Below are 26,469 nucleotides of genomic sequence, written 5' to 3'. Positions count from 1 at the left end.
CAGTAGAGTCAGGCCTTGCCGTTACAGCTTGACGGCAGAGTCGGGGGGCCGGTGACGCAGGCCACAGGCAAACAGCCCCGGGCTCTTAGCTCGGTCGATAAACGCGCACATTGGCATGCCCCTCACTGAGCAAATGGTGGGCATGCAGGCGACTCATCACGCCTTTGTCGCAATACAGCAGGTACTGACGGCTGTCATCCAGTTCCTTGAAACGCGCGTTCAATGCATAGAACGGCAGCGTTTGTACGTCGATGCCGGCGATTTCCAGCGGCTCGTCTTCAGCGGCATCCGGGTGACGGATATCGATGACGATCTGACCGGCCAGAGCTTCGCTGACTTCTTCGATCTGCACATCCTGGCCCAACTCGTCGATAACCCGATCGATCGGCACCAGTTTGGCGTTCTCGAGCGCACGCTCCAGAATCGCCATGTCGAACTGTTGTTCTTCGTACTCCACGCGGTTGCGCTTGGCGTGGGTCTTGGGATTCACCGAGATGACCCCGCAATATTCAGGCATATGCTTGGCGAAGTCGGCGGTGCCGATTTCTTCCGCCAAATCGATGATGTCCTGCTTGTGGCTGGCGATCAGCGGGCGCAGCACCAGCTTCTCGGTCACGCAGTCGATCAGCGACAGGTTCGGCAGCGTCTGGCTGGAAACCTGGGAAATCGCTTCGCCGGTCACCAGCGCGTCGATCTGCAATTGATCGGCGATACGGGAGGCCGCGCGCAACATCATACGCTTCAATACCACGCCCATATGACTGTTATCGACTTTGCCGAGAATTTCGCCCAGCACTTCCTCGAACGGTACGCTCACAAATAGCACGCGTTGGGAGCTGCCGTACTTCTTCCAGATAAAGTGCGCAACTTCCATCACGCCCAATTCGTGTGCGCGCCCACCCAGGTTGAAGAAGCAGAAGTGGCTCATCAGGCCGCGGCGCATGATCTGGTAGGCCGCCACCGTGGAATCGAAACCGCCGGACATCAGCACCAGGGTCTGTTCCAGGGCGCCGAGCGGGTAGCCGCCGATGCTGTTGTGCTGGCTGTGGATCACAAACAACCGTTGGTCGCGAATTTCCATGCGCACTTCAATTTGCGGCGCTTTCAGGGAAATTCCAGCGGCGCCGCACTCGCGACGCAGCTTGCTGCCGACGTATTTCTCCACGTCCATGGAGCTGAACGGGTGCTTGCCGGCACGCTTGCAGCGCACCGAAAAAATCTTGCCTTCAAGGCTGTCGCCAAAATGCAGTTTGCATTTTTCGGTGATGTCGTCGAAGTCGCCCAGCGCGTACTCGTCAACCTGCAGGAAGTGTGCGATGCCCGGCATGCAGCTCAGGCGCTCGGTCATATCCTTCAAGGCTTTGGCGTCGGTCAGGCGGGTTTCCAGCTCGAGGTTGTCCCACACGCCATTCACCACCACAGCCGGGTCCAGATCTCGGAGCACGGCACGGATGTTCTTGGCCAATTGACGGATAAAACGCATCCGTACCGGTCGGCTCTTGATGGTGATTTCGGGGAAGACTTTAACGATTAATTTCATGGAAACAGCGCGCGCCGGGCCTGCTGAAAAAGGGGGGCGCGGATTATAGCGGAAATCGCTCAAGGTTTAACCAGTTAATATGCACTCACACCGCAACGCACTAAAGCGGTGCATTTGCATGCGCATGCGCCACATTGCAGTGCGCTATTTTCGGGCTTTTGTCGCTGCGCACCTTTATAGGGTCGCTTTTGGCGCAAAAAACCCATGTTGGCGCACTGGCATGCAATTTGCTCTCTTGTGAGGCAGGTTGCCATGGCGGACTATCCGCGCCGGCATCACCCACATTCTAAGGGCTAACTCCACTACCCCAGCCCGAAGCCACCCGGAGGACACTATGTCGAAGTCGGTTCAACTCATCAAAGATCATGACGTTAAATGGATTGATCTGCGCTTCACGGACACCAAAGGCACTCAGCACCACGTGACCATGCCGGCTCGCGACGCGCTGGATGATGCTTTCTTCGAAGAAGGCAAAATGTTCGACGGTTCCTCCATTGCCGGCTGGAAAGGCATCGAAGCCTCCGACATGATCCTGATGCCGGACGACAGCACTGCCGTCCTTGACCCGTTCACCGAAGACCCAACCCTGATCATCGTCTGCGACGTGATCGAGCCTTCGACCATGCAAGGCTACGATCGCGACCCACGTGCGATCGCCAAGCGCGCCGAGGAATACCTGAAGTCGACCGGTATCGGCGACACCGTATTCGTAGGCCCGGAACCAGAGTTCTTCATCTTTGATTCGGTCAAGTTCAAGTCCGACATCTCCGGTTCCATGTTCAAAATCTTCTCCGAGCAAGGCTCGTGGATGTCCGACCAGGACGTGGAAGGCGGCAACAAAGGCCACCGTCCAGGCGTCAAAGGTGGCTACTTCCCGGTTCCGCCGTTCGACCACGACCACGAAATCCGTACCTCCATGTGCAACGCCATGGAAGAAATGGGCCTGGTCATCGAAGTTCACCACCACGAAGTGGCGACTGCCGGCCAGAACGAAATCGGCGTGAAGTTCAACACCCTGGTAGCCAAGGCTGACGAAGTCCAGACCCTGAAGTACTGCGTACACAACGTAGCTGATGCCTACGGCCGTACCGCTACCTTCATGCCTAAGCCACTGTACGGCGATAACGGTTCGGGTATGCACGTTCACCTGTCCATCGCCAAAGAAGGCAAGAACACCTTCGCCGGCGAAGGTTATGCCGGCCTGTCCGACACCGCCCTGTACTTCATCGGCGGTATCATCAAGCACGGTAAGGCCCTGAACGGCTTCACCAACCCGTCGACCAACTCCTACAAGCGTCTGGTCCCAGGTTTCGAAGCACCGGTGATGCTGGCCTACTCGGCTCGCAACCGTTCCGCCTCGATCCGTATTCCTTACGTGTCCAGCCCACGCGCTCGCCGTATCGAAGCGCGCTTCCCTGATCCGGCAGCCAACCCATACCTGGCCTTCGCTGCGCTGGTCATGGCTGGCCTGGACGGCATCCAGAACAAGATCCACCCAGGCGATGCCGCCGACAAAAACTTGTACGACCTGCCGCCTGAAGAGGCCAAAGAGATCCCACAAGTGTGCGGCAGCCTGAAAGAAGCCCTGGAAGAGCTGGACAAGGGCCGTGCGTTCCTGACCAAAGGCGGCGTATTCAGCGACGACTTCATCGATGCCTACATCGAGCTCAAAAGCGAAGAAGAAATCAAGGTTCGCACCTTCGTACACCCACTGGAATACGAGCTGTACTACAGCTGCTGATCCGGTAGCGCTGCTTGACGCAGCGTGATGAAAAAGGCCTCCTTCGGGAGGTCTTTTTTTGCCCGGGAATTAACCCGAATCCCCCCTCCCTCCCACAAGGAGATCAGCATTGAAACGTCGACTTGCGTTCGCTTTAGTGTTTTTCAGCGCCAGTGCATTGGCTGCGCCCCCCACTCTTGAGCCGCTGCTCAACAGCATCGCCGAACGCCTGGAAATCGCCGACCAGGTGGCGCTGAGCAAATGGGACAGCAAAAAACCGGTGGAAGATAAGAAGCGCGAACAAGAAGTGATCGCCAGCGTTGTCGCCCAGGCGCCGAGCTACAAACTGGCACCCGCCGCCGCCGAGCAATTCTTCTCGGCCCAGATCGAGGCAAACAAGCTGGTGCAGTACACCCACCTGTCCGATTGGCAGTTCCAGGGCAAGGCACCCGACGATCCGCGCCCGGACCTGGTGAAGCAGATTCGCCCGCAGCTGGATCAATTGCAAACACGCCTGCTGCAACAACTGGCGGACTTCACCCCCCAACGTAGCGACCCGCAGTGCCCTCACTGGCTGGCCGAAGCGGTGCATGAGCCGCTGAACGACCCGCTGCGGCAACTGGCGATGATCCGCGCCACGGCCGAGCTGTGTATTCGCACAGGCCAATAACGGATGACACCCACATTATTTTAGGCACCTTCCGGCATCCCTCCCCGAACAGCGATCGTAGCCTGACCGGCCACTCAGCGAACGGGATGAAACCAAACCATGGAAGCCCTCAAATGCTTGATCGCAACAGCGGCCTGCTTGTCTGCCCTAGGCTGCAGCAGCCAGCCGAAAAACGTCGTGCAAATCGAAAAGGAAACCCTGCTGCAGAGCAGCGCATCATGGGACGGAACACCTTACAAGGCCTACCCCTCCGGACCGCCGGAACTCACGCTGTTGCGGCTCAAGATCCCCGCGAATACGCAGTTACCCTGGCACAGCCACCCCATGCCGAACGCAGCGTATATCCTCTCGGGCGAGTTGATCGTTGAAGCCCGTAAAGGTGGGCAAGCCCTCACCCTGACACAAGGGCAAACCCTGGCCGAGATGGTAGGCACAGTCCATCGCGGCAGAACCGGAAGCACACCGGTGGAACTGCTGGTCTTTTACGCCGGCAGCGCGGGCATGCCACTCTCCCAGCCACACTGATAAAGCCCCACCACTGAGATCGCTCTCGCACAGCCGCCGAGAGCACTCTCTCATCACTTCCTGAACAAACCTCACAAAACCGCACTATATTGGTGCGACGACCTGCACCCTTCCCACTGACTCACCCCATTTTGGTTCGAAACTTCCCGGCCAAGCTGGCAGAACGCCACAGTTTCGCGCCTTAAACCCCTATTTCAGGGGATTAACGCTTCTTTTCGGAGCCTTGGTTTGGTTTTTGCATTTTCCTTGTATCAGCGTGTGCCTCAAGCCCGCGCCTTGCTCCAAAAGAGGTCCCGATGACCATCAGCGATGCACTGCACCGTTTGCTACTCGACAACCTGACCACCGCGACCATCCTGCTCAATGACGACCTGCGCCTTGAGTACATGAACCCGGCGGCAGAGATGCTCCTGGCCATCAGCGGCCAGCGCAGCCATGGGCAGTTCATCAGCGAATTATTCACCGAGTCGGCCGAAGCCCTGAGTTCGTTGCGCCAGGCCGTGGAGCAGGCACACCCGTTCACCAAGCGCGAGGCGATGCTCACCGCCCTGACCGGCCAGACCCTGACCGTCGACTACGCCGTGACCCCGATCCTGAGCAACGGCGCCACCCTGCTGCTGCTTGAAGTCCACCCTCGCGACCGACTGCTGCGCATCACCAAGGAAGAAGCGCAGCTGTCCAAGCAGGAAACCAGCAAGATGCTGGTGCGCGGCCTGGCCCATGAGATCAAGAACCCCCTGGGCGGCATTCGCGGCGCGGCGCAGCTGCTGGCCCGCGAGCTGCCGGAGGAGCATCTCAAGGACTACACCAACGTCATCATCGAAGAGGCCGACCGCCTGCGAAACCTTGTGGACCGCATGCTCGGCTCGAACAAACTGCCGTCGCTGGCGATGACCAACGTGCATGAAGTACTGGAGCGCGTCTGCCAATTGGTCGAGGCCGAAAGCCAGGGCTGCATCACCTTGGTGCGCGACTACGACCCAAGCATTCCCGACGTCCTGATCGACCGCGAACAGATGATCCAAGCGGTGCTCAATATCGTGCGTAACGCCATGCAAGCCATCAGCAGCCAGAACGAGCTGCGCCTGGGCCGCATCAGCCTGCGCACCCGCGCCTTGCGCCAGTTCACCATCGGCCATGTGCGCCATCGCCTGGTGACCAAGGTCGAGATCATCGACAACGGCCCGGGCATTCCCACGGAACTGCAGGAAACCATTTTCTTTCCCATGGTCAGCGGCCGCCCGGACGGTACCGGGCTGGGCCTGGCCATCACCCAGAACATCATCAGCCAGCACCAGGGCCTGATCGAATGTGAGAGCCACCCCGGCCACACCACGTTCTCGATCTTCCTGCCATTGGAACAAGGAGCCCCCACGACATGAGCCGTAGTGAAACTGTCTGGATCGTCGATGACGACCGTTCTATCCGCTGGGTCCTCGAGAAAGCCTTGCAACAGGAAGGCATGACCACCCAGAGCTTCGACAGCGCCGACGGGGTGATGAGCCGCCTGGCGCGCCAGCAGCCCGACGTGATCATCTCCGACATCCGCATGCCCGGCGCCAGTGGCCTGGACCTGTTGGCGCGGATTCGCGAACAACACCCGCGCCTGCCGGTGATCATCATGACCGCGCACTCGGACCTGGACAGCGCTGTCGCGTCCTACCAGGGCGGCGCGTTCGAATACCTGCCCAAGCCATTCGACGTGGACGAAGCCGTCGCACTGGTCAAGCGCGCCAACCAGCACGCCCAGGAGCAACAAAACCAGGAAGCCCCACCCACCCTCACCCGCACCCCGGAAATCATCGGCGAAGCGCCGGCGATGCAGGAAGTGTTTCGCGCTATTGGGCGCTTGAGCCACTCCAACATCACCGTACTGATCAACGGCGAGTCGGGTACCGGTAAAGAGCTGGTGGCCCACGCCCTGCATCGCCACAGCCCGCGGGCAGCCTCGCCGTTTATCGCGCTGAACATGGCGGCGATTCCGAAAGACTTGATGGAGTCCGAACTGTTCGGCCATGAGAAAGGCGCATTCACCGGTGCGGCCAACCTGCGTCGCGGGCGCTTTGAACAAGCTGACGGCGGCACGTTGTTCCTCGACGAAATCGGCGACATGCCCGCCGACACCCAAACCCGCTTGCTGCGGGTACTGGCGGACGGTGAGTTTTACCGCGTCGGCGGGCACACCCCGGTAAAGGTCGACGTGCGCATCATCGCAGCCACCCACCAGAACCTGGAAACCCTGGTGCACGCGGGCAAGTTCCGCGAGGACTTGTTTCACCGCCTCAACGTGATCCGCATCCACATCCCACGGATGTCGGACCGCCGCGAAGACATCCCGACCCTCGCTCGCCACTTCCTCAGCCGCGCCGCCCAGGAACTGGCCGTTGAGCCGAAGTTGCTCAAGAGCGAGACCGAGGAGTACCTCAAGAACCTGCCATGGCCTGGCAACGTGCGCCAACTGGAGAACACCTGCCGCTGGATCACGGTGATGGCGTCCGGGCGCGAAGTGCATATCAGCGACCTGCCGCCGGAGCTGCTGAGCCTGCCGCAGGATTCGGCCCCGGTGACCAATTGGGAACAGGCACTGCGTCAATGGGCTGACCAGGCGCTGGCTCGTGGCCAGTCAAACCTGCTGGACAGCGCCGTGCCGGCATTCGAGCGGATCATGATCGAGACCGCGCTGAAGCACACCGCCGGCCGTCGTCGCGATGCTGCGGTGTTGCTGGGTTGGGGGCGTAACACCCTGACGCGCAAGATCAAGGAATTGGGGATGAAGGTTGATGGTGGGGATGATGATGAGGGTGATGAAGCCTGATCACATTTGGATCTTCATAACGCTCGGGTTTGTGCACCGCTTCAATGCACTATGAACCGGCATTGAGCACAGACCAGAAAACTCGCCTATCGCTTTCGCTACAAACTCCTTAGCAGTAGAAACAACCAAAGCCCCGTATTCCGGGGCTTTGCGCTTTTTGGCATTTTCTCAAGCGGCAAATGCAAGTTTTGGCACGCCCCCTGCAATAACCCCAGTACAACCCAGTTTCGGGGACCTTGGTACAGGCAGGCCGAGAATCCCCTCTTTAACACCGAAGCCTCTGGCTTCACCCCGTTTTGGGAGCCCTGGTACAGGCAGGCCGGGAACTCCCTCTTTTATTGCTCTTGGAGATGGATCTCCAGCCGCCAGCGGTCATCGACCTCCTCGCCTTTCCACTCCCCGCGCAACGGCCGAGCCGCCACCAGGTTCAGCAGCAAACCTCCATCGGTCTTGCGAATGCGCCAGTTCACGTCCCTTTCATTGACCTTGAGCTGCCCGCTGGCGACCTTGCCCTGGGCGTCGAACAGCAGCGCCACGGTGCCGTCGACATGCTCGCCGTGCAGCTTGGGTTCACTGTTGAACCACACCACCACGCCGTCGCTTATTGTCTCTACCTGCTGCAATTGCACCGGATCGGGGATAGTCAGGCGGCCGATCATCAAGCCCACCATCAAACCGACAATCGCCAATGAGCCCATGACCCGTGGCAATAGCTTCGGCCTGGGGTCCTCTTCGGGGGTAGAATGCAGCGCATCTTTGCCTTCGGAGCCGTGCATGTTTCACGTCATCCTTTTTCAACCAGAAATTCCGCCGAATACCGGCAACGTTATCAGGCTGTGCGCCAACAGTGGCTGCCACCTGCATTTGATCGAACCTTTGGGCTTCGACATGGACGACAAGCGCCTGCGCCGCGCCGGGCTGGACTACCACGAGTACGCCACCTTGCAGCGCCACGCCGACCTGGCCAGTTGCCTGGAAAGCCTGGGCCATCCGCGCTTGTTCGCGTTCACTACCAAGGGTTCGCGGCCGTTCCATGATGCCAGTTTTGCCGAGGGCGATGCCTTCCTGTTCGGCCCGGAAAGCCGTGGCCTGCCGGCAGAGGTACTGGACGCCCTGCCCGACGGCCATCGCTTGCGTTTGCCGATGCGTGAAGGCTGTCGCAGCCTGAACCTGTCCAACACCGTGGCGGTGGCCGTGTACGAAGGCTGGCGCCAACTCGGTTTCAAATAACACGCAAAACAAATGTGGGAGGGGGCTTGCTCCCGATGACGGGTTGCCAGTCGACACTGATGTGACTGGTACACCGCTATCGGGAGCAAGCCCCCTCCCACATTTTTTACCGCATCGACTTACTGAACCGTCGACGAACCTTCCTGTTGCATGCGCTGCAGCTCTTGGGCGTACAGGGCATCGAAGTTCACCGGGGCCAGCATCAGCGCAGGGAACGAGCCACGGGTGACCAGGCTGTCCAGGGTCTCGCGGGCATACGGGAACAGGATGTTCGGGCAGAACGCGCCCAGGGTGTGGCTCATGGATGCTTCGTCCAGGCCCTGGATCAGGAAGATGCCGGCCTGTTGTACTTCAGCGATGAAGGCCACTTCTTCGCCATTCTTGACGGTGACCGACAGCGTCAGCACGACTTCGTGGAAGTCACCTTCCAGGGCTTTTTGGCGGGTGTTCAGATCCAGCGCAACGCTTGGGGTCCATTCCTGACGGAAGATGGCCGGGCTTTTCGGCGCTTCGAACGACAGGTCACGCACATAGATACGCTGCAGCGAGAACTGTGGGCCTTGAGCTTCTGCTGCTTCGGTGTTCTGTTGATCAGTCATCGCAGATCCTTCTTTATCTTGGGGTCTTTAAGGGGTTAAGCGGACAGCAGCGCATCCAGTTTACCGGCGCGCTCAAGAGCGAACAGGTCATCGCAGCCACCGATATGTTTGGCGCCGATCCAGATCTGCGGGACCGACGTGCGGCCGGCCTTCTGGGCCATTTCGGCGCGTACCTGGGGTTTGCCGTCGACCTTGATCTCTTCGAAGGCAACACCCTTTTTCTCAAGCAGGGCCTTGGCCCGCATGCAGTAAGGGCACCAATCGCTGGAATACACGACAACCTGGGTCATATCACTTCACCAGAGGCAGGTTATCGGCGCGCCAGCTGCCGATGCCACCGGACAGCTTGGCGGCGGTGAAACCGGTCTTGAGCATTTCGCGAGCGTGGGTGCCGGCGTGCTGGCCTTGGGCGTCGACCAGGATGATGGTCTTGGCCTTGTGCTTTTCCAGCTCGGCCAGGCGCGCGATCAGCTTGTCCTGGGGAATGTTCAGGGCACCGACGATGTGGCCGGCGGCGAACTCCTTGGCGGGGCGGATATCCACCACAATGGCTTCATCCTTGTTGACCAGCGCGGTCAGCTCCGAGGTGCTCAGGCTGCGGCCACCGCGGCTCAATTCGTGAGCGATCAGCAGCGCCAGCAAGATGACGAAGGCACCCACGAGCAGATAGTGGGCAGTGGCAAATGCAATCAGGTGATCAACCATCAAGGAGGTTCCAGGGCGTTAAAATGGCGGTAAGTATACACAGCCGTCAGGGGGGGCCAACCCCCGTAAAGCGGTGACGTGGTCGGAACTTCGCTTTAAACTGCCACTCCCTTTTCAATTGCCTTCCTTTATTACCGCCGCGAGAGGATCTATGACTACCACGCCTAAACCTTTGGTCCTGATAATTCTCGATGGCTTTGGACACAGTGAAAGCCACCACGACAACGCGGTCTACGCGGCGCGCAAGCCGGTGCTGGACCGTTTGACCGCCACCGTGCCCAACGGCCTCATCTCCGGCTCCGGCATGGACGTGGGCCTGCCGGACGGCCAGATGGGCAATTCGGAAGTCGGCCACATGAACCTCGGTGCCGGACGAGTGGTGTATCAGGACTTCACCCGCGTGACCAAGGCGATCCGCGATGGCGAGTTCTTCGAGAACCCGACCATCTGCGCTGCGGTGGATAAAGCAGTGGCCGCCGGCAAGGCCGTGCACTTCATGGGCCTGCTGTCGGACGGCGGCGTACACAGCCACCAGGACCATCTGGTGGCCATGGCCGAACTGGCGTTCAAGCGTGGCGCCGACAAGATTTACCTGCACGCCTTCCTCGACGGCCGGGACACGCCACCCAAAAGTGCGCAATCGTCCATCGAACTGCTGGACGCCACCTTCGCCGCCCTGGGCAAGGGCCGCATCGCCAGCATCGTGGGCCGCTACTTCGCCATGGACCGCGACAACCGCTGGGACCGCGTATCCCAGGCCTACAACCTGATCGTCGACGGCCAGGCCGACTTCAACGCCGCCACCGCCCAGCAAGGCCTGGAAGCCGCCTACGCGCGCGGCGAAAGCGATGAGTTCGTCAAGGCCACTACCATCGGCGAGCCGGTGAAGGTTGAGGACGGCGACGCCGTGGTGTTCATGAACTTCCGCGCCGACCGTGCCCGCGAGCTGAGCCGCGTGTTCGTCGAAGACGGCTTCAAGGAATTCGAACGCGCGCGCCAACCCAAAGTGCAGTACGTGGGCCTGACGCAGTACGCCGCCAGTATTCCAGCCCCGGCCGCCTTTGCGCCGGGCAGCCTGGACAACGTGCTGGGCGATTACCTGGCAAAAAACGGCAAGACCCAGCTGCGCATCGCCGAAACCGAAAAATACGCCCACGTGACGTTCTTCTTCTCGGGCGGGCGTGAAGAACCGTTCCCCGGGGAAGAGCGCATCCTGATCCCGTCGCCAAAAGTCGCCACCTACGATTTGCAGCCGGAAATGAGCGCTCCGGAGGTGACCGACAAAATCGTCGACGCCATCGAGAACCAGCGTTATGACGTGATCGTGGTCAACTACGCCAACGGCGACATGGTCGGCCACAGCGGTAACCTGGAGGCGGCGGTCAAGGCCGTGGAATGCCTGGACCTGTGCGTGGGCCGCATCGCCGACGCGCTGGAAAAAGTCGGCGGCGAAGCACTCATCACCGCCGACCACGGCAACTGCGAGCAAATGTCCGACGAATCCACGGGCCAGGCCCACACCGCCCACACCACCGAGCCGGTGCCGTTCATCTACGTCGGCAAGCGTGATTTCAAAGTGCGTAACGGCGGGGTGCTGGCGGATGTCGCGCCGACAATGCTGATGTTGATGGGGCTGGAGAAGCCGGTTGAGATGACTGGCACTTCAATCCTGGTGTGATTTCAACCACACCGCACAGCAGTGTGGGAGGGGGCTTGCTCCCGATAGCGGCGTGCCAGTTGATACATATACCGACTGACACCCTGCCATCGGAGCAAGCCCCCTCCCACATTAGCTTTGCGGTGTTTGGAAGATGTCTTTTTGCCATACCGCCGCCACTCGGCAGCTAACTTGCCCGCCGGCCCCAATTGGGCGTTTTTTTTGCAGCGCTTGGCGGGCATACTAGACCGTCCCTTTCCCTGGTGTCGCCCGCCTCTATGCTTCGCGCCTTGATTACCCTCGCTCTTGTCTGCCTGCTCCAACCGGCGTTTGCCGATGAGCGCGCACAAACCCAACAACAGTTGGACGCTACGCGTCAGGACATTACCGAGCTGAAAAAACTGCTCGGCAAGCTCCAGGAAGAAAAATCCGGAGTGCAGAAAGACCTGCGCGGCACGGAAACCGAAATGGGCAAGCTGGAAAAGCAAGTCCAGGAGCTGCAAAAAGAACTAAAGAAGAGCGAGTCGGAACTGGAGCGACTCGACGCTGAGAAAAAAAAACTCCAGAGCGCACGCGTTGAACAGCAACGCCTGATCGCGATCCAGGCCCGCGCCGCCTACCAGAGCGGCCGCCAGGAATACCTCAAGCTGCTGCTCAACCAGCAGAACCCCGAGAAATTCGCGCGCACCCTCACCTACTACGACTACCTGAGCAAGGCCCGCCTGGAGCAGCTCAAAAGCTTCAACGAGACGCTGCGCCAGTTGGTCAACGTGGAACAGGAGATCGCCAACCAGCAGTCGCAGTTGCAGGACCAGAAAAGCGCCCTCGACACCCAGCGCGATGAGCTCGACAAGGTCCGCAAGGAGCGCCAGCTGGCACTGGCCAAACTCAATGACGACGTGAAAGCCCGCGACGCCAAGCTGCAGGCCCGCGAGCAGGACCAGGCCGACCTGGCCAAAGTGCTCAAGACCATCGAAGAAACCCTGGCGCGCCAGGCACGTGAGGCTGAAGAAGCGCGGCAAAAAGCGCTGATCGCCCAGCAGGAAGCGGAAAAAAAGCGTCAGCGTGAGGCCGAACTGGCAGCCACCACCGACGCCCCGGCGCCCCGTAAACCGGCGCATTCCGCCCCAGGCCCGCTGGTTTCCAGCGCCGGCGAGTCCTTCGGCGGCCCTTTTGCTTCAGCCCGAGGCAAACTTCCATGGCCAGTTGATGGTCGATTGCTGGCACGCTTTGGGGAAACCCGTGGCGATGACACCCGCGCCAAGTGGGATGGGGTGATGATCAGCGCCTCCGCCGGCAGCCAGGTGCATGCCGTTCACGGTGGGCGCGTGGTATTTGCCGATTGGCTGCGGGGCGCCGGTTTATTGGTAATTCTCGACCACGGTAATGGCTATTTGAGCCTTTATGGCCACAATCAGACATTGCTCAAGTCGGCAGGTGATGTTGTAAAAGCCGGTGAATCCATCTCCACTGTCGGTAACAGTGGTGGCCAGGACACCCCGGCGCTGTACTTCGCTATTCGTCAGCAGGGTCGCCCGAGCGATCCCGCACAATGGTGCCGTTCCCAAGGATAGGGCCGCATCTACACTAGGAGTTCGTTCGACATGCTGCATTTGTCCCGCCTCACTTCGCTGGCCCTGACGATCGCCCTGGTGATCGGCGCGCCTCTGGCTTTCGCCGACCAGGCCGCCCCGGCTGCACCCGCCGCCACGGCCGCGTCCTCTGCCGCGACCACCAGGGCGCCGTTGCCGCTGGACGAGCTGCGCACCTTTGCAGAGGTCATGGACCGGATCAAGGCAGCCTATGTTGAACCCGTAGACGACAAGACCCTGCTGGAGAACGCCATCAAGGGCATGCTCAGCAACCTCGACCCGCACTCCGCCTACCTGGGCCCGGAAGATTTCGCCGAGCTGCAGGAAAGCACCAGCGGTGAATTCGGCGGCCTGGGCATCGAAGTCGGCGCCGAAGACGGCAACATCAAAGTGGTTTCGCCGATCGACGACACCCCGGCTTCCAAGGCCGGCATCCAGGCCGGCGACTTTATCGTCAAGATCAACGGCCAGCCGACCCGTGGCCAGACCATGACCGAAGCCGTCGACAAGATGCGCGGCAAGATCGGCCAGAAAATCACCCTGACCCTGGTACGCGACGGCGGCAACCCGTTCGACGTGACGCTGACCCGCGCGACGATCATGGTCAAGAGCGTGAAGAGCCAGTTGCTGGAGTCGGGCTACGGTTACATCCGCATCACTCAATTCCAGGTCAAGACCGGCGACGAAGTGGCCAAGGCCCTGGCCAAGCTGCGCAAGGACAACGGCAAGAAACTCAGCGGCATCGTGCTCGACCTGCGTAACAACCCAGGCGGCGTGCTGCAATCGGCGGTGGAAGTGGTCGACCACTTCATCACCAAGGGCCTGATCGTCTACACCAAGGGCCGTATCGCCAATTCCGAGCTGCGCTTCTCGGCCACCGGCAACGACCTCAGCGAAAACGTGCCACTGGCCGTGCTGATCAACGGCGGCAGCGCCTCGGCCTCGGAAATCGTCGCCGGCGCCTTGCAAGACCAGAAACGTGGCGTGCTGATGGGCACCACCAGCTTCGGCAAAGGCTCGGTGCAAACCGTATTGCCGCTGAACAACGAACGCGCGTTGAAGATCACCACGGCCTTGTACTACACGCCGAACGGTCGCTCGATCCAGGCCCAGGGCATTGTCCCGGACATTGAAGTACGCAAGGCCAAGATCACCAACGAGGTCGACAGCGAGTACTACAAAGAGGCGGACCTGCAAGGCCACCTGGGCAATGGCAACGGCGGCGCCGACCAGCCGACCGGCAGCGCAGCCAAAGCCAAGCCGATGCCACAGGACGATGATTACCAGTTGGCCCAGGCGCTGAGCCTGCTCAAGGGCCTGAGCATTACGCGCAGCCGTTGATATGCGCTTTGCCCTGATCATCGCAGTATTGTGCAGCCTGGCCGGGGTCGCCCACGCGACCCCGGCCGGTGAGCCGCGCAAAGCCTATCTCACCCTGATCATCGATGATCTCGGGCAAAACCTGCCCCGGGATCGTCGCGTGCTGGCCCTCCCCGGGCCGGTGACCACGGCGATCATGCCCGACACGCCTCACGCCGCCGAATTCGCCCGCGAAGCCCACAAAGCCGGCAAGATCGTGATGCTGCACATGCCCATGGACCCGGCCACCGGCCCGTTCGCCTGGCATCCCGAGCTGCCTATCGAAGAGCTGGGCAAACGCCTGGACGCCGCGTTCAACGCCGTGCCCTACACCGCCGGCGTCAACAACCACATGGGCAGCCGCATGACCGCGCAACCCGCCGCCATGGCCTGGTTGATGGCCGAGCTGCAACGGCGCAACAAGTTCTTTGTCGACAGCCGCACCAGCGCGCAAACCGTAGCCGCCGCCGAGGCACAGAAGATCGGCCTGGCCCATGTCTCGCGGGATGTATTCCTGGACGACGAACGCACCGAAGCGGCGATCACCACCCAACTGCAAACCGCAATCAAGCTGGCCCACAAACAAGGCTCGGCCGTGATGATCGGCCACCCTTACCCGCAAACCCTGGCGGTGCTGGAGCGCGAATTGCCCACGCTCAAGGCACAGGGCGTGGAGTGGATCGACATCAAGTTGATGATCAGTGTGCGCAGTAATCAGGCCATGGCCGGTCACGGCAAAAACGGCACCTACCTTCCTGCGCATAGATAGATACAGCCCGCCCACGCGCTCGCTGCTCGACAGTTGATGCTCCCATCAACTGGAGCGTTTTCCATGCAACCTCTGCAATTCAACGACCTGCTCATCAGCTTTACCAGCGAGTTCTTGCCGCTGTGGAACGATAAGGGTTCCAGCGCACAAAAGGCCGTCGGCCTCTGGCGACCCAGCACAACATCCGATGCGCTGAGTTCGTTTTACGCCTTGGGCGATATCGCGGTCGGTCACTACCGCAATATCAACCAAGGCAAGATCGTCGCAGTGGTGAGCGACGCGAATAAGGCCGACGGCACGGCGCTGCGTCCGCCCGTTGACTACCAACGGGTGTGGCACGATGAAGGGACCGGGGCGCATAGCAACCTTTCCATCTGGCGCCCGCTTGCGCCGCAGGGCTACGTCACGATGGGGCTGGTGTGTGGCGTCGGCTACGACAAACCCTCGCGCCATGCCGTGCGCTGTGTGCGCGAAGACCTGGTCGTGACGGCGCAATTGGGCGAGCTGATCTGGAACGATAAAGGCAGCGGCTGCGCCAACGATTTAAGCATCTGGTCGATCACCGCACCCGAGGCGCCCGTCGGCGAAGCTTACCTGGCGCCCGGTACCTTCCTTGGTCATGGCAGTTATGCCAAGCCAGGTATTGAGGCCTACTCCCTGCGCCTGGCGTTGACCACCCATCTGAGCGACCTACCGTCACCTCCGGTTCTCACCGGGCACGAAATCCCCTCCCTGGATGAAAACACCGCCACGCTGCACGCCTGCGAGCTGCCGTGGTTTTGCGTAAAAGACCCGGAACTGAGCGCGGTCGAACAGCTTCAGTCGTCGCCCACCTACCGGCTCGAACGCACGGACCGTTATCGCCTCGGCGGCTTCGGGCACAACACCGGGCAGACCCCTCAGCCGTTTATGTGGACGGCCTCCAAAGGGGAACTGGGCACAAATGCCAGGGCCTTGGCGTTCAATACCAGCATCGACTTATGCAAAGAGTGGCCTGCGCATCCACAGGCGTTTGAGTTGAGTTTTTCGGCGCAGCTGGATCGTGACTTCACGCATACCCAACGCTCCGCGAAAGGCTGGAGTCATTCCTCGCCCTTGGAGATCATCATCTATGTCCCGCCGAAAAAGGCCGTGGCCGCTTACCTGTTACACAGTGAGTACTGCCTGCTGCGTCAGGATGGCAGCCAGGTTTCAGCGACCGTCAGCTACACCAATGGCGATCACGTTTATATGAGCGAATCTCCCGACACCGAGCCGCTGCCGCAAGAGGCAACCCCAAGGGAAGAAGCCGCACAAGCGGAGCCGGATCTACAGGTAACGGGCCATGATTTGATCGACAACGCCCTCACTCCGTAACTGATCAAGGGCCGCTTGCAGCCTGACCATCACGTCATCCGGCACGTCTTTGTTCAGCGCCAGATAAAGCTGCGCACTGTTGAAGCGCAGCACGGTTCTGAGTTGGGTCACCCCGACCTGGCGGGCCAGGTATCGGCCCGCCGGATCACCTGTGGCCCATAGGTCTATCTGGCCATCCATCAGCTTTTGCGCGTTGTCCTGGTCACGCAACGCGACGATCGGGTTGAGGCCCTGCTTTTCCAGGCTCTCGGCGATGGCATCGCCCTTGTAGGCGCCGATCTTGTAGCACCGCGCCTGTTTCACGTCATCCAGCTTGATCTTGCTGTCGGCTTTGGCGAGCAGTACCCAGTCATCCGGACCGATGGGGCCGACCCACTTGAACAGCGCTTCGCGGTCGGGCAGGCGGGCCATGACGAACACGCCATAGCCGGGCTTCTCCAGGGCGAGTTTGTAGATTCGCTCCCAAGGAAAACGCAAGGTGAGGTTGTAGGAAATACCGGCGCGCTTGAAGGTCTCGCGCACGATGTCCACGGCGATGCCTTCGATGTTCTCGTCCTTGGCGAAGTTCTTGCCGTTTTTCGCCATGTTGTAAGGCGGGAAATTTTCCGTGAGCAACACCAGGGAGGCGTCAGACGGTTCTTCGGATCGGGCGGTACCGACCATCAGCACGGAAATGCTGGCGAGAGCGAGCAGCAGCTGTTTGAACATGAAAGTTACCGGAATCCATGGCAAGCGCAGAGAGTGCCCCGCGCCTGCCACGGTGTCCAGCGACGTTTAGCGAACGACGATACCGCGTGCCGCCATGTAGGCCTTGGCCTCGGGAACAGTGTATTCGCCAAAGTGGAAAATACTCGCCGCCAGCACCGCGCTGGCATGGCCTTCGATCACGCCATCGGCCAAATGCTGCAGGTTGCCGACGCCGCCGGACGCGATCACCGGAATGCCCAGCGCATCGCTGATGGCGCGGGTCACGCCCAGGTCGAAGCCATTTTTCATGCCGTCCTGGTCCATGCTGGTCAGCAGGATTTCCCCGGCGCCCAGGCCTTCCATCTTCATCGCCCACTCCACCGCGTCCAGGCCGGTGGGCTTGCGCCCGCCGTGGGTGAAGATCTCCCAGCGCGGGGTTTCACCCGGGCCCGAGACCTTCTTGGCGTCGATGGCCACCACGATGCATTGCGAGCCGAAGTGCTGCGCGGCTTCGCCGACGAATTCCGGGTTGAACACCGCGGCCGTGTTGATCGATACCTTGTCCGCGCCGGCGTTGAGCAGGTTGCGGATGTCTTGCACGGTGCGCACGCCGCCGCCCACGGTCAGCGGGATAAACACCTGGCTGGCCATGCGCTCGACGGTATGCAACGTGGTGTCGCGGCCGTCGACGCTGGCGGTGATGTCGAGAAAGGTAATCTCGTCGGCACCTTGCTCATCGTAGCGACGGGCGATTTCCACCGGGTCGCCGGCATCGCGGATGTTCTCGAACTTGACGCCCTTGACCACGCGACCGTTGTCGACGTCCAGGCAAGGGATGATGCGTTTGGCCAGCGCCATGGTCAGTCCTCAGCCGTTGTAGGCATCGCAGTAAGCCTGGGCCTCGGCGACATCCAGGGTCCCTTCGTAGATCGCCCGGCCGGTGATCGCGCCGATGATCCCTGGCGCCTTGGCGTCCAGCAGCGACTTGATGTCGCCCAGGTTGTGAATACCGCCGGACGCGATCACCGGGATCTTCGTCGCGGCCGCCAATGCGGCGGTGAACGGCACGTTGCAGCCCTGCATCATGCCGTCTTTGGCGATATCGGTATAAACGATGGCAGAGACGCCGTCGGCTTCGAACTGCTTGGCCAGGTCGATCACCTGCACGGTGCTGATTTCAGCCCAACCGTCGGTAGCGACGAAACCATCTTTAGCGTCCAGGCCGACGATCACTTTGCCCGGGAACGCGCGGCAGGCTTCGGCGACGAAGGCGGGGTCTTTCACGGCCTTGGTGCCGATGATCACGTAGCTCACGCCGGCCTTGACGTAATGCTCGATGGTTTCCAGGGAGCGGATACCGCCGCCGATCTGGATCGGCAGGTTCGGGTAACGCTTGGCGATCGCGGTGACCACCTCGCCATTGACCGGCTGGCCTTCGAAGGCGCCGTTCAAGTCCACCAGATGCAGACGACGGCAGCCCCCTTCCACCCATTTGGCAGCCATGCTCACCGGGTCATCGGAGAACACGGTGGAGTCTTCCATACGGCCTTGGCGCAGACGTACGCAGGCGCCGTCCTTGAGATCGATAGCGGGGATAATCAGCATCTGGCAAACCTTATTCGAAATTCAGCAATGCTTGGGAAATCAGGGTTTCTCAAGCGACCACAAGTCGCTTTCGATGCTTTCGAACCTTTCTTTAAGGAGCGTCTGCGTGTCGAAAATCGCCCTGTTGTAATAATGCGGCGCCACTTCGTGGGTGAACAATTCGAGAATCTCGGCGACCTCGAACGACCCCAACTTGAGTTCGAAGCGATCTTCCATGAAACGCTTGATCTTGAGGGTAGCCTCACTCTCCTGTTCGGGCGTGAGGCTCAAGATCGGCTGCTTCGGCTTCCTGGCCATTTACCAGCGCCCATCCCAGGCGGCGAAGTTCTGCAGCAATTGCAGGCCATGGGTATGGCTCTTCTCCGGGTGGAACTGCACGGCAAAACGCGAGCCTTCAGCCAGCGCTGCGGCGAAATCGACGCCGTAGTGCCCACCCCCCACCACCTGGCGCGGGTTACCGGCGGCGATGTAGTAGCTGTGCACGAAGTAGAAACGCGCCATGTCCGGAATGTCGTGCCACAACGGGTGTTCCACGGTCTGGCTGACTTCGTTCCAGCCCATGTGCGGGACCTTCAGATGGGCGCCGTCTTCGTGCAGGTCCTTGCCGAAGAACTTCACCTGGCCGGGAAACAGGCCGATGCAGTCGACGCCGTCGTTCTCTTCACTGCGCTCGAGCAAGGCTTGCATGCCCACGCAAATGCCGAGGAACGGACGGTCCTGGCTGACTTCGCGCACCAGGCTGTCAAAGCCCAGGCGGCGGATCTCGGCCATGCAATCGCGAATCGCGCCAACCCCTGGGAACACCACGCGGTCGGCTTCGCGGATCACCTTGGCATCGCTGGTGATCAGCACCTTGCCGGCCCCCACGTGTTCGAGGGCCTTGGCGACCGAGTGCAGGTTACCCATGCCGTAATCGATAACCGCGACCGTCTGCATTACAGAACGCCCTTGGTCGAGGGCATTTGCCCGGCCATGCGGTCATCCAGCTCGACGGCCATGCGCAATGCACGGCCAAAAGCCTTGAACACGGTTTCGATCTGGTGGTGGGTGTTGGTGCCGCGCAGGTTGTCGATGTGCAGGCTGACGAGTGCGTGGTTGACGAAACCCTGGAAAAATTCCTGGAACAGGTCGACGTCGAAGCCACCCACGGTGGCGCGGGTGTACGGCACATGCATCTGCAGGCCTGGGCGGCCGGAGAAGTCGATGACCACGCGCGACAGCGCTTCGTCCAGCGGGACATAGGCGTGGCCGTAGCGACGGATGCCTTTTTTGTCGCCGATGGCCTTGGCAAAGGCCTGGCCGAGCGTGATGCCCACGTCTTCCACCGTGTGGTGGTCGTCGATATGCAGGTCGCCCTTGCTGACGATATCCAGGTCGATCAGCCCGTGACGGGCGATCTGGTCCAGCATGTGCTCAAGAAAAGGTACACCGATATCAAATCGGGCCTTTCCGGTGCCATCCAGGTTGATCGAGGCTTTGATCTGGGTTTCCAGAGTGTCGCGCTCGACGGACGCCTTACGTTCGGCCATCACCAGCTCCGCAAAATCATTGGGCGAAAAAGGCAGCCATTATAGGGGCGCGGGCGCTAAACAGAAACATCGAAGGGGATAAGACTGATGGAGTGTCGGGGATAGACATGTGTGTACATGTGGGACCGACTTATGAAAACTTCGCACCTTCAATGTGAAAGGGGGCTTGCTCCCGATAGCGGTAGATCAGCCAGCAACTATGCGGCTGAGCCACCGTCATCGGGAGCAAGCCCCCTCCCACAAGGGTTTTGCAGTGTTAGTGGAACAGTACCGCCGTCTTCTGCAGGGTCACCCACACACCCCACGCCAACGGAATACCCACTACCAGCCAGGCGGCAATCGCCACCGGCTTGCTGCCGGCAGAGGCTTTCCACTCCAGCACGGTGGTGGCGTCAGCGCCTTTGTCATGGCCCAGCGCCTGTTCGGCGGCCAACTCGGCATCGGTCATGAAGTACTTGTCGGCCACCGGGCGCACCAGCAGGTTGCAGATAAAGCCCAGCACCAGCAAGCCGGCGAGGATGTACAAAGTGATGTCATAGGCCGCGGCGCGTTCAACGCCAATGCTCAATTGATATTCACGCAGGTAGTTCACCAATACCGGGCCCAGTACGCCCGCCGCTGCCCATGCGGTCAGCAGGCGGCCGTGGATCGCACCCACCATCTGCGTACCGAACAGGTCCGCCAGGTAGGCCGGAACGGTCGCAAAACCACCGCCGTACATCGACAGGATGATGCAGAACGCCGCCACGAACAGCGCCACGTTGCCCAGGTGCCCCAGGTTCGGGATCAGCGCGTACAGGGCAAAGCCCAGAGCGAAGAACACGAAGTAGGTGTTTTTGCGCCCCAGGTAGTCGGAGAACGACGCCCAGAAGAACCGGCCACCGATGTTGAACAGGCTCAGCAGGCCGGTGAAACCCGCCGCGATGGCGGCAATGGACGCAAGTTGCCCGGCGTCCAGTTGGCCGAACGGCACATCCACACCCAGCAACTTGCCGCCGAACACTTCCTGCAACAGCGGCGAAGCCATGCCGAGGATGCCGATACCGGCCGATACGTTCAGGCACAACACCAGCCATACCAAGCGGAATTGCGGGGTTTTCCATGCCACGTTCACATGCACGTGACGGTGAGTGATCATCGCGTTGCTGGCTTTTTTCGCCGGCGCGGTCCAGCCCTCAGGCTTCCAGCCGGTCGGCGGCACGCGGTAGGACAGTGCGCCGCCGATCATGAACACGAAGTAAATCGCGGCCATCACCAGGAAGCTCTGCCACACGCCCACGCCGCTCGGCGATGCGAAGTGGCCCATCAGCGCAGCCGCCAGGGGCGCGCCCACCATAGCGCCGCCGCCAAAGCCCATGATCGCCATGCCGGTGGCCATGCCGCGCTTGTCCGGGAACCACTTGATCAAAGTCGATACGGGCGAGATATAACCCAGGCCCAGGCCGATACCGCCGATCACGCCGGAACCGATCCACATCAGCCAGATCTGGTGGGTATAGATACCCAGCGCCGAGATCAGCAGGCCACCGCACCAGCACAGGGCCGATACCACACCGGCCTTACGCGGCCCGGCATGTTCCAGCCAGCCGCCCCAGATCGCCGCCGAGCAGCCCAGGAAGATGAAGAACAGGGTGTAGATCCAGCCCAGCATGGAGATGGGCCAGTCGCATTGGGACGAGAAGACTTGGGCGATAAAGCTCATGTCCGGCGCGCAGGCCAACGGCTTGGTGATGCCCAGCGCCTTGGACAGCGGCAGCCAGAACACCGAGAAACCGTAGGCCATGCCGATGCAGAGGTGGATGGCCAGGGCGGCCGGTGGAACCAGCCAGCGGTTGAACCCGGGCTTGGCGATAATGCGCTCCTTGGACAGGAACGCAGGCTGCTCGGCGGTGTGACCCGCCGCGGTGCTAGTGCTCATTGGTGTTTCCCCCAGTTATTAGTCGTTGTCCGTCAGGCGCTCTCTCCCTCGGCCTTGCACGCAAAGCGTGGCCGTTTTTGTTGAGTGAAGCTCCATTTTGGCGCGACGATAGGTCGCAGAAGGCGGACGAACGCGCAAAGATTAGCGTCAGAAAAACCAAAGTGATATCACTTTTATCGGAAATTTCGCTTTTATTGACGTCAAATTCCCGTTCTGGCCGCCGTGGATACAATGTAACGATCGGTGAACTGATGCAGGCCGTCGGGCGTTATACTCTGCGGCTAAATTTTGAAATCGACATACAAGGACTCGCCCATGAAAGCGTTCGGCAAAATCCTGGGTCTGGTACTTCTCGGGCTGTTGCTGATCATTGTGGCTCTTGGCTTTGCCCTGACCCACCTTTTCGATCCCAACGACTACAAAGAAGAGATTCGCCAGATTGCCCGCGACAAGGCCCACATCGAGCTGACGCTCAATGGCGATATCGGTTGGAGCCTGTTCCCCTGGCTCGGCCTTGAACTGCACGAAGCCAGCGTGGCCACCCTGACCGCCCCGACCCAACCTTTTGCAGACCTGCAAATGCTTGGCCTTTCGGTGCGTGTGCTGCCACTGCTGCGCCGCGAAGTGCAGATGAGCGACGTGCGTGTCGAAGGCCTGAACCTGCGCCTGAACCGCGACAAGCAAGGCCATGGCAACTGGGAAGACATCGGCAAGAACGTGCCCGCCGCAACGGCCGGCGCGCCCGCCCCCGCCCCGGCGGAACCGGCGGCTGAAACCAAACCCGAAAAACCCGCACAGCCTATCCGCCTGGACATCGACAGCCTGACCGTCAACAACGCTCGCATCGAATACAACGACGAGCAGACCGGCAAGCAGTTCAGCGCCGAAAGCATCCAACTGAGCGCCGGCGCCGTGCATGAAGGCGCGAGCATTCCGGTGAAACTCACCGCGTTCTTCGGCAGCAACCAGCCGGTGATGCGCGTCAAGACCGAGCTTAACGGCAACCTGCGCATCGAGCGTGCGCTCAAGCGCTACCAGTTCGAAGACATGCGCATCAGCGGCGAAGCCACCGGCGAACCGTTGCAAGGCAAGACCGTGACCTTCTCCACCCAGGGTCAATTGCTGGTGGACCAGGCGGCCAATATCGCCGAATGGACCAACATGAAATTCTCGGCCAACCAGCTGCGCGCGCTGGGCGAACTGAAGGTCAACGACCTGGACAAAACCCCGCAGCTCAGCGGCGCCCTGTCCATTGCCCAGTTCGACCTGGCCAAGTTCCTCGACAGCGTCGGCAGCCCGTTGCCGGCGATGGCCGAGGGCAGCCTGAGCAAGGTAGAACTGGTCAGCCGCCTCAAGGGCACGCCCACCAGCCTGGCCCTGGAAGACCTGAACCTGAAACTCGACGGCAGCACCTTCACCGGCCGCATCGCCGTGGACGATTTCGCCAAGCAGGCGCTGCGCGTGCAGCTCAAGGGCGATACGTTCAACGCCGACAACTACCTGCCGGCCAAGTCCGAATCCGCCAAGGGCGCAACTGCCGCGCGCCAGGCCGAAGTGCAGAACAGCGAAGCCGGCGCCATGGCAGCCGGCGGCACTACACCGCTGCCGGAGGCACCGACCAAAGGCGCCTGGAGCACCGACAAACTGCTGCCTCTGGCGCACCTGCGCAAGCTGGACGTAGACGCCGACCTGGCCTTCGGCCAACTGACCCTGAGCAAACTGCCGATCCAGGACGCCGTGCTCAAAGCCTCCGGCATCGATGGCCAGCTCAAGCTCGACACCCTCAGCGGAGGCCTCTACAACGGCACCTTCCAGGCCAACGGCACCCTCGATGTGCGCCAGGACGTGCCGGTGTTGGCGCTGCAAAGCCGGATCAAGCAAGTACCGGTCGAACGCATCCTGCAAGCCCAGGGGCAAACGCCGCCGGTGAAAGGCCAGGTCACGCTCGACAGCAGCCTCACTGGCCGTGGCAATAGCCAGAAGGCCCTGATCGACAGCCTCAACGGCAGCGCCAGTGTTGTGATCAACAACGGCGTGCTGCTCAACGCCAACCTTGAACAGCAACTGTGCACCGGCATCGCCATGCTCAACCGCAAGACCCTGAGCGGCGAACAGCGCGGCAAAGACACGCCGTTCCAGGAGCTGAAGGGCAACCTGACTTTCCGTAACGGCGTGGCCAACAACCCCGACTTGAAAGTGCGCATCCCTGGCCTGGCGGTCAACGGCAACGGCGACGTCGACCTGCGCGTGCTGGGCATGGACTACCGCGTCGGCATCATCGTCGAAGGCGATCAGCGCGAAGTGCCCGACCCGGCCTGCGAGGTGGGCGCCAACTTCCGCGACATCGAAGTGCCGCTGCGCTGCCGTGGCCCGCTGGAACTGGGCGCCAAGGCCTGCCGCCTGGATAAGGACGGCTTGAGCCAGGTCGCGATCAAGGCGGCCGGCAACAAGCTCAGCGACAAGCTGGAAGAGAAGCTCGACAAGGTCAACCCACAGCTCAAAGATGCTTTGAAAGGCCTGTTCAAACGATGAGAAACGAGCAGTTTTCAACGGCGGTGCTGGACTGGTACGACCGCCACGGTCGCCACGACTTGCCCTGGCAACAGGGCATCACACCGTACCGGGTGTGGGTGTCGGAGATCATGCTGCAACAGACCCAGGTCAGCACCGTACTCAATTACTTCGACCGTTTCATGGCCTCGCTGCCAACGGTCCAAGCCCTGGCCGCCGCGCCGGAAGACGAAGTGCTGCACCTGTGGACCGGCCTGGGTTACTACACCCGGGCGCGCAACCTGCACAAGACCGCAAAAATAATCGTGGCCGAGTACGGCGGCGAGTTTCCCCGCGATGTAGAAAAGCTCACCGAATTACCCGGCATCGGCTTGTCCACCGCCGGCGCGATCGCCAGCCTGAGCATGGGCCTGCGCGCACCGATCCTCGACGGCAACGTCAAGCGCGTGCTGGCACGCTTTACCGCTCAAGAGGGTTACCCGGGCGAGCCCAAGGTGGCCAAACAGCTGTGGGCCACCGCAGAACGCTTCACGCCCCATGATCGCGTCAACGCCTACACCCAGGCGATGATGGACATGGGCGCCACGCTCTGCACCCGCAGCAAACCCAGTTGCCTGCTGTGCCCGCTGGAAAAAGGCTGCGAAGCGCATATGCTCGGCCTGGAGACGCGCTACCCGATCCCCAAGCCGCGCAAGACCGTCCCGCAGAAGCGCACATTGATGCCGATGCTGGCCAATGCCGAGGGCGAGATCCTGCTTTATCGTCGCCCGTCCACAGGCCTGTGGGGCGGTTTGTGGAGTTTGCCGGAGCTGGACGACCTGCACGATCTCGAACACCTGGCCAACCAGCATGCGCTCGAACTGGGCAAGCATCTGGAACTGCCGGGGCTGGTTCACACCTTCAGCCATTTCCAACTGGCCATCGAACCCTGGCTGGTGCGGGTCGAGGAAACCGCCCACCACGTGGCCGAGGCCGACTGGCTCTGGTATAACCTCGCCACCCCGCCGCGCCTGGGCCTTGCCGCCCCGGTGAAAAAACTGCTGAAGCGCGCGGCCGACGTATTGAACGCAGGAGTTTCGTCATGACCCGCACCGTAATGTGCCGCAAGTACAAAGAAAAACTGCCAGCCCTGGAACGCCCGCCGTACCCAGGCGCCAAGGGCCAGGACATTTACGACCACGTCTCGGCCAAAGCCTGGGGTGACTGGTTGAAACACCAGACCCTGCTGATCAACGAAAAACGCCTGAACATGATGAACGCCGAAGACCGTAAATACCTGGCGGGCGAAATGGATAAGTTCTTTTCCGGCGAGGAATACGCCCAGGCCGAAGGTTACGTGCCACCTGCTCAATAATTGATCAAAAACCGGGGTCGGCACGTAAGCGACGGTAATAATTAAATATTTTTTGAAAACTTGCTTGACGACCCCCTGAAAAACTCGTTTAATGCGCCCCGTTGCCCAGATAGCTCAGTCGGTAGAGCAGGGGATTGAAAATCCCCGTGTCGGCGGTTCGATTCCGTCTCTGGGCACCACTCATTAGTTTCAGGTGGTGCAAACGTCATCTGAAACACACAAGAAACCCGCCTAGTGCGGGTTTTTTGTTGCCTGGGATTTAACTTATCCGCGCACGGCGGCTGCGCGGCAGTGAATTCGCTTGCCGCGCGGTTAACGCACCCTCTTA

General features: G+C 60.9%; 26 protein-coding genes and 1 tRNA gene. 15 read left to right on the top strand and 12 right to left on the bottom strand.

Annotated features, from left to right (window positions below; genetic code table 11):
- Positions 1–85: 85 nt before the first annotated feature.
- The gene (thiI, locus tag KSS96_RS02665) at positions 86–1,540 is read right to left on the bottom strand and encodes a tRNA uracil 4-sulfurtransferase ThiI (RefSeq protein WP_217855700.1); all 1,455 of its coding nucleotides are present in this window, start codon (positions 1,538–1,540) and stop codon (positions 86–88) included.
- Between the two features lie 334 nt (positions 1,541–1,874).
- Between thiI and glnA the strand changes: the two genes are divergently transcribed.
- From glnA to ntrC, 5 genes are all read left to right on the top strand, one after another.
- A complete protein-coding gene (gene glnA, locus KSS96_RS02660; RefSeq protein ID WP_017529544.1) occupies positions 1,875–3,281 on the top strand; it encodes a glutamate--ammonia ligase in 1,407 nt (468 codons plus the stop codon).
- A gap of 109 nt (positions 3,282–3,390) precedes the next feature.
- Positions 3,391–3,930 carry a chorismate mutase gene (locus KSS96_RS02655; RefSeq protein WP_065879511.1) on the top strand — a complete coding sequence of 180 codons (540 nt, stop codon included), beginning with the start codon at positions 3,391–3,393 and terminating at the stop codon, positions 3,928–3,930.
- 99 nt (positions 3,931–4,029) lie between these two features.
- A complete protein-coding gene (locus KSS96_RS02650; RefSeq protein ID WP_065879512.1) occupies positions 4,030–4,455 on the top strand; it encodes a cupin domain-containing protein in 426 nt (141 codons plus the stop codon).
- Positions 4,456–4,751: 296 nt separating this feature from the next.
- On the top strand, positions 4,752–5,837 hold the full coding sequence (glnL, locus tag KSS96_RS02645; protein ID WP_017529546.1) for a nitrogen regulation protein NR(II): 1,086 nt from the start codon (positions 4,752–4,754) through the stop codon (positions 5,835–5,837).
- Positions 5,834–7,270: a nitrogen regulation protein NR(I) gene (gene ntrC / locus KSS96_RS02640; RefSeq protein ID WP_017529547.1), complete on the top strand. Its 1,437-nt coding sequence runs from the start codon at positions 5,834–5,836 to the stop codon at positions 7,268–7,270. The genes glnL and ntrC overlap by 4 nt, the downstream gene beginning before the upstream one ends.
- A gap of 335 nt (positions 7,271–7,605) precedes the next feature.
- Here the strand turns inward: ntrC and KSS96_RS02635 are convergent, their stop codons facing one another.
- A complete protein-coding gene (locus KSS96_RS02635) occupies positions 7,606–8,046 on the bottom strand; it encodes a hypothetical protein (RefSeq protein ID WP_068937236.1) in 441 nt (146 codons plus the stop codon).
- Between KSS96_RS02635 and KSS96_RS02630 the strand changes: the two genes are divergently transcribed.
- Positions 8,045–8,500, top strand: a complete 456-nt coding sequence (locus KSS96_RS02630) for a tRNA (cytidine(34)-2'-O)-methyltransferase (RefSeq protein WP_010563141.1) — start codon at positions 8,045–8,047, stop codon at positions 8,498–8,500. The genes KSS96_RS02635 and KSS96_RS02630 overlap by 2 nt on opposite strands.
- A gap of 119 nt (positions 8,501–8,619) precedes the next feature.
- Here the strand turns inward: KSS96_RS02630 and secB are convergent, their stop codons facing one another.
- From secB to KSS96_RS02615, 3 genes are read right to left on the bottom strand one after another with little or no spacing between them, the layout of a single operon-like run.
- The gene (gene secB / locus KSS96_RS02625) at positions 8,620–9,099 is read right to left on the bottom strand and encodes a protein-export chaperone SecB (protein ID WP_012721755.1); all 480 of its coding nucleotides are present in this window, start codon (positions 9,097–9,099) and stop codon (positions 8,620–8,622) included.
- A gap of 35 nt (positions 9,100–9,134) precedes the next feature.
- Positions 9,135–9,389 (bottom strand): glutaredoxin 3, encoded by a 255-nt coding sequence (gene grxC, locus KSS96_RS02620; RefSeq protein ID WP_017529549.1) that lies wholly within the window; start codon positions 9,387–9,389, stop codon positions 9,135–9,137.
- 1 nt (position 9,390) lies between these two features.
- Positions 9,391–9,804: a rhodanese-like domain-containing protein gene (locus tag KSS96_RS02615; protein WP_017529550.1), complete on the bottom strand. Its 414-nt coding sequence runs from the start codon at positions 9,802–9,804 to the stop codon at positions 9,391–9,393.
- 151 nt (positions 9,805–9,955) lie between these two features.
- Between KSS96_RS02615 and gpmI the strand changes: the two genes are divergently transcribed.
- From gpmI to KSS96_RS02590, 5 genes are all read left to right on the top strand, one after another.
- Entirely contained in the window at positions 9,956–11,482 is a 1,527-nt protein-coding gene (gene gpmI, locus KSS96_RS02610) for a 2,3-bisphosphoglycerate-independent phosphoglycerate mutase (RefSeq protein WP_017529551.1), read from the top strand.
- A 257-nt stretch (positions 11,483–11,739) separates the two neighbouring features.
- On the top strand, positions 11,740–13,035 hold the full coding sequence (locus KSS96_RS02605) for a murein hydrolase activator EnvC family protein (protein ID WP_017529552.1): 1,296 nt from the start codon (positions 11,740–11,742) through the stop codon (positions 13,033–13,035).
- 30 nt (positions 13,036–13,065) lie between these two features.
- Positions 13,066–14,394 (top strand): S41 family peptidase, encoded by a 1,329-nt coding sequence (locus tag KSS96_RS02600; protein ID WP_017529553.1) that lies wholly within the window; start codon positions 13,066–13,068, stop codon positions 14,392–14,394.
- A gap of 1 nt (position 14,395) precedes the next feature.
- On the top strand, positions 14,396–15,181 hold the full coding sequence (locus tag KSS96_RS02595; protein WP_017529554.1) for a divergent polysaccharide deacetylase family protein: 786 nt from the start codon (positions 14,396–14,398) through the stop codon (positions 15,179–15,181).
- A gap of 36 nt (positions 15,182–15,217) precedes the next feature.
- Positions 15,218–16,537, top strand: coding sequence for a Vps62-related protein (locus tag KSS96_RS02590; RefSeq protein WP_135196349.1), 1,320 nt, complete (start codon positions 15,218–15,220; stop codon positions 16,535–16,537).
- On the opposite strand, the gene KSS96_RS02585 is transcribed toward KSS96_RS02590, so the two are convergent.
- The 7 genes from KSS96_RS02585 to KSS96_RS02555 form a co-directional block, all read right to left on the bottom strand.
- Entirely contained in the window at positions 16,490–17,245 is a 756-nt protein-coding gene (locus KSS96_RS02585) for a substrate-binding periplasmic protein (RefSeq protein ID WP_065879515.1), read from the bottom strand. The genes KSS96_RS02590 and KSS96_RS02585 overlap by 48 nt on opposite strands.
- Positions 17,246–17,311: 66 nt before the next feature.
- On the bottom strand, positions 17,312–18,082 hold the full coding sequence (gene hisF / locus KSS96_RS02580; protein WP_003171107.1) for an imidazole glycerol phosphate synthase subunit HisF: 771 nt from the start codon (positions 18,080–18,082) through the stop codon (positions 17,312–17,314).
- A gap of 9 nt (positions 18,083–18,091) precedes the next feature.
- Positions 18,092–18,829, bottom strand: coding sequence for a 1-(5-phosphoribosyl)-5-[(5-phosphoribosylamino)methylideneamino]imidazole-4-carboxamide isomerase (gene hisA / locus KSS96_RS02575; RefSeq protein ID WP_003187784.1), 738 nt, complete (start codon positions 18,827–18,829; stop codon positions 18,092–18,094).
- 39 nt (positions 18,830–18,868) lie between these two features.
- Complete coding sequence (locus tag KSS96_RS02570; RefSeq protein WP_017529557.1) at positions 18,869–19,126, bottom strand: DUF2164 domain-containing protein; 258 nt, start codon at positions 19,124–19,126, stop codon at positions 18,869–18,871.
- Positions 19,127–19,765 (bottom strand): imidazole glycerol phosphate synthase subunit HisH, encoded by a 639-nt coding sequence (gene hisH, locus KSS96_RS02565; RefSeq protein ID WP_017529558.1) that lies wholly within the window; start codon positions 19,763–19,765, stop codon positions 19,127–19,129.
- Positions 19,765–20,358 carry an imidazoleglycerol-phosphate dehydratase HisB gene (gene hisB, locus KSS96_RS02560; RefSeq protein WP_003218037.1) on the bottom strand — a complete coding sequence of 198 codons (594 nt, stop codon included), beginning with the start codon at positions 20,356–20,358 and terminating at the stop codon, positions 19,765–19,767. The genes hisH and hisB overlap by 1 nt, the downstream gene beginning before the upstream one ends.
- Before the next feature lie 256 nt (positions 20,359–20,614).
- Complete coding sequence (locus tag KSS96_RS02555) at positions 20,615–22,276, bottom strand: OFA family MFS transporter (RefSeq protein WP_065879516.1); 1,662 nt, start codon at positions 22,274–22,276, stop codon at positions 20,615–20,617.
- A 315-nt stretch (positions 22,277–22,591) separates the two neighbouring features.
- Here KSS96_RS02555 and KSS96_RS02550 point away from each other — a divergent pair, with 315 nt between their 5' ends.
- From KSS96_RS02550 to KSS96_RS02535, 4 genes are all read left to right on the top strand, one after another.
- A complete protein-coding gene (locus tag KSS96_RS02550) occupies positions 22,592–24,808 on the top strand; it encodes an AsmA family protein (protein WP_068936940.1) in 2,217 nt (738 codons plus the stop codon).
- Positions 24,805–25,872, top strand: a complete 1,068-nt coding sequence (gene mutY / locus KSS96_RS02545; protein ID WP_017529561.1) for an A/G-specific adenine glycosylase — start codon at positions 24,805–24,807, stop codon at positions 25,870–25,872. The genes KSS96_RS02550 and mutY overlap by 4 nt, the downstream gene beginning before the upstream one ends.
- A complete protein-coding gene (locus KSS96_RS02540) occupies positions 25,869–26,141 on the top strand; it encodes an oxidative damage protection protein (protein WP_065879518.1) in 273 nt (90 codons plus the stop codon). The genes mutY and KSS96_RS02540 overlap by 4 nt, the downstream gene beginning before the upstream one ends.
- A 103-nt stretch (positions 26,142–26,244) precedes the next feature.
- Positions 26,245–26,320 (top strand) — tRNA-Phe (locus tag KSS96_RS02535).
- Positions 26,321–26,469 lie beyond the last annotated feature (149 nt).

This window comes from Pseudomonas asgharzadehiana (genome assembly GCF_019139815.1).
GTDB lineage: Bacteria > Pseudomonadota > Gammaproteobacteria > Pseudomonadales > Pseudomonadaceae > Aquipseudomonas > Aquipseudomonas asgharzadehiana.
This window is presented reverse-complemented; position numbering and strand designations above follow the sequence as displayed.

Coding starts and splice junctions, on each gene's coding strand:
- KSS96_RS02540 (WP_065879518.1), top strand. CDS start 25,869: ATGACCCGCACCGTAATGTGCCGCAAGTACAAAGAAAAACTGCCAGCC.
- KSS96_RS02595 (WP_017529554.1), top strand. CDS start 14,396: ATGCGCTTTGCCCTGATCATCGCAGTATTGTGCAGCCTGGCCGGGGTC.
- thiI (WP_217855700.1), bottom strand. CDS start 1,540: ATGAAATTAATCGTTAAAGTCTTCCCCGAAATCACCATCAAGAGCCGA.
- secB (WP_012721755.1), bottom strand. CDS start 9,099: ATGACTGATCAACAGAACACCGAAGCAGCAGAAGCTCAAGGCCCACAG.
- KSS96_RS02600 (WP_017529553.1), top strand. CDS start 13,066: ATGCTGCATTTGTCCCGCCTCACTTCGCTGGCCCTGACGATCGCCCTG.
- KSS96_RS02570 (WP_017529557.1), bottom strand. CDS start 19,126: ATGGCCAGGAAGCCGAAGCAGCCGATCTTGAGCCTCACGCCCGAACAG.
- KSS96_RS02555 (WP_065879516.1), bottom strand. CDS start 22,276: ATGAGCACTAGCACCGCGGCGGGTCACACCGCCGAGCAGCCTGCGTTC.
- hisF (WP_003171107.1), bottom strand. CDS start 18,082: ATGGCGCTGGCCAAACGCATCATCCCTTGCCTGGACGTCGACAACGGT.
- KSS96_RS02605 (WP_017529552.1), top strand. CDS start 11,740: ATGCTTCGCGCCTTGATTACCCTCGCTCTTGTCTGCCTGCTCCAACCG.
- gpmI (WP_017529551.1), top strand. CDS start 9,956: ATGACTACCACGCCTAAACCTTTGGTCCTGATAATTCTCGATGGCTTT.
- ntrC (WP_017529547.1), top strand. CDS start 5,834: ATGAGCCGTAGTGAAACTGTCTGGATCGTCGATGACGACCGTTCTATC.
- glnA (WP_017529544.1), top strand. CDS start 1,875: ATGTCGAAGTCGGTTCAACTCATCAAAGATCATGACGTTAAATGGATT.
- KSS96_RS02615 (WP_017529550.1), bottom strand. CDS start 9,804: ATGGTTGATCACCTGATTGCATTTGCCACTGCCCACTATCTGCTCGTG.
- grxC (WP_017529549.1), bottom strand. CDS start 9,389: ATGACCCAGGTTGTCGTGTATTCCAGCGATTGGTGCCCTTACTGCATG.
- KSS96_RS02585 (WP_065879515.1), bottom strand. CDS start 17,245: ATGTTCAAACAGCTGCTGCTCGCTCTCGCCAGCATTTCCGTGCTGATG.
- hisA (WP_003187784.1), bottom strand. CDS start 18,829: ATGCTGATTATCCCCGCTATCGATCTCAAGGACGGCGCCTGCGTACGT.
- KSS96_RS02650 (WP_065879512.1), top strand. CDS start 4,030: ATGGAAGCCCTCAAATGCTTGATCGCAACAGCGGCCTGCTTGTCTGCC.
- KSS96_RS02630 (WP_010563141.1), top strand. CDS start 8,045: ATGTTTCACGTCATCCTTTTTCAACCAGAAATTCCGCCGAATACCGGC.
- KSS96_RS02635 (WP_068937236.1), bottom strand. CDS start 8,046: ATGCACGGCTCCGAAGGCAAAGATGCGCTGCATTCTACCCCCGAAGAG.
- mutY (WP_017529561.1), top strand. CDS start 24,805: ATGAGAAACGAGCAGTTTTCAACGGCGGTGCTGGACTGGTACGACCGC.
- glnL (WP_017529546.1), top strand. CDS start 4,752: ATGACCATCAGCGATGCACTGCACCGTTTGCTACTCGACAACCTGACC.
- KSS96_RS02550 (WP_068936940.1), top strand. CDS start 22,592: ATGAAAGCGTTCGGCAAAATCCTGGGTCTGGTACTTCTCGGGCTGTTG.
- KSS96_RS02590 (WP_135196349.1), top strand. CDS start 15,218: ATGCTCCCATCAACTGGAGCGTTTTCCATGCAACCTCTGCAATTCAAC.
- hisH (WP_017529558.1), bottom strand. CDS start 19,765: ATGCAGACGGTCGCGGTTATCGATTACGGCATGGGTAACCTGCACTCG.
- hisB (WP_003218037.1), bottom strand. CDS start 20,358: ATGGCCGAACGTAAGGCGTCCGTCGAGCGCGACACTCTGGAAACCCAG.